Here is a 1968-nt window from a genome sequence, read left to right on the forward strand (position 1 = left end):
CCCAGCCCCTGTCCTTCGCGCAGCAGCGCCTCTGGTTCCTCGACCAACTCGCGCCGGACGACGCGTCCTACAATCTCCCCGTCGCCCTGCGCCTCTCCGGGCGCCTGGACGTGGAGGCCTTGCGCCGTGCCTTCGAAGCGCTCGTCCAGCGCCACGAAGCCCTGCGCACCACCTTCTTCGAGCAGGAAGGCCAGCCCTTCCAGCGCATCCATGCGCCGTCCACCTGGGCCCTTCCGGTGGAAGACCTGTCCGCCCTGGACGCGGCCGCGAGCGAAGCGGAGACACTGCGGCTCGCCACCCGCGAAGCCCGTCAGCCCTTCCACCTCGTCCACGGACCGCTGCTGCGCACCTCGCTGCTGAGGCTTTCAGAAGAAGCCCACGTCCTGCTGGTGACGATGCACCACATCGTCTCCGACGCCTGGTCCATGGGCGTCCTCGTGAAGGAGCTGGCCGCCAGCTACGCGGCCTTCAGCGCAGGCCAGGAGCCCTCTCTTCCGCCGTTGCCCGTGCAGTACGCGGACTTCGCCGCGTGGCAGCGCCAGTGGTTGCAGGGAGAGGTGCTGGAGACGCAACTGGGCTACTGGAAGCACCAGCTCGCCGGAGCGCCCTCCGCGCTGGAGCTGCCCACGGACCGCCCGCGTCCGCCCGTGCAATCCCGGCGTGGTGCCACGGTGCCGGTGAGTATTCCCTCGGCCCTCACCGAATCCCTGCGCAGCCTGGCCCAGCGGGAGGGCGCCACGCCCTTCATGCTGCTGCTGTCCGCCTTCCAGCTGCTGCTGTCGCGCTACTCCGCCCAGGACGACGTCTCGGTGGGCTCGCCCATCGCGGGACGCACGCACGCGGAAGCCGAAGGCCTCATCGGCTTCTTCGTCAACACGCTGGTGCTGCGCGCGCGCCTCCAGCCGCAGGACTCGTTCCGCACACTGCTCGCGCAGGTGCGCGGCACGACGCTCGCGGCCTATGAGCACCAGCACGTCCCCTTCGAGAAGCTGGTGGAAGTCCTCCAGCCCTCGCGTGACTTGAGCCGCAGCCCCCTCTTCCAGGTGATGTTCGTCCTGCAGAACGCGCCCGCTGAAGCCCTGCGCGTCCCGGGCCTCTCCTTCCAGCCCGTCCCCCTGGAAGGCAACTCTGCTCGCTTCGACCTGGCGCTGACGCTCTTCGAGGTGCCCCAGGGCCTCACCGGCTTCATGGAGTACAGCAGTGACCTCTTCGACGCCGCCACCGTCCAGCGGTTGATGGGGCACTACGGCGTCCTGCTGGAGGCCATCTCCAAGCAGCCGGAGGCCTCCATCGCCTCGCTGCCCCTGCTGACAGCGACGGAGCAGCAGCGGTTGCTCGTCGAGTGGAACGCAACGGACGTCGAGTTCCCGAGCGACACCTGCATCCACCACGTCGTCGCGGAGCAGGCCCGCCGCGCACCCGACGCCATCGCGGTGCGCATGGGCGAGCGCAGCGTCACCTACGCGGGCCTTGAGGCCTGGGCCCACCAGCTCGCCGTGCAGCTTCACGCAGCCGGTGTCTCGCGCGGAGACCGCGTGGCCGTGCTGGCGGAGCGTTCCCCGGAGCTGGTGGCCGGATTGCTGGCCGCTCTCAAGGTAGGCGCCGCCTACGTGCCCATCGCTCCCGGTGTCCCTCCCGAGCGCCTCACCTTCATGCTGGAGGACAGTGCCTCCGCCGTACTGCTCACCCAGCAGCATCTGCGCGCCTCGCTACCCACCCTCTCCGCTCGCGTCTTCTCGCTGGAGGCGGAAGCCGTCGCTCCTCGCGCGTCCCTGCCGACGCAGACCGTGGACGCGGAGGCGGAAGTCGCTGCTCCGCGCGCACCACTCCCAGTGCAGACCGTGGGCGCGGAGGACCTCGCGTACGTCATCTACACCTCGGGCAGCACGGGGCGCCCCAAGGGCGTCGCCGTGCACCACCGGGGGTTGATGAACCTCGTCACCTGGCACCAGCGCACCTATGCCCTGG

At 70.0% G+C, this 1968-nt stretch carries 1 protein-coding gene; it reads left to right on the forward strand.

What is annotated here, in order from left to right; genetic code table 11:
* Nucleotides 1-1968, forward strand: a 1968-nt coding sequence (locus tag D7V97_RS42695; protein ID WP_147445247.1) for a condensation domain-containing protein, incomplete at both ends; no start/stop codon positions are given.

This window comes from Corallococcus sp. CA053C (genome assembly GCF_003611675.1).
In the GTDB taxonomy this organism is placed as follows: domain Bacteria; phylum Myxococcota; class Myxococcia; order Myxococcales; family Myxococcaceae; genus Corallococcus.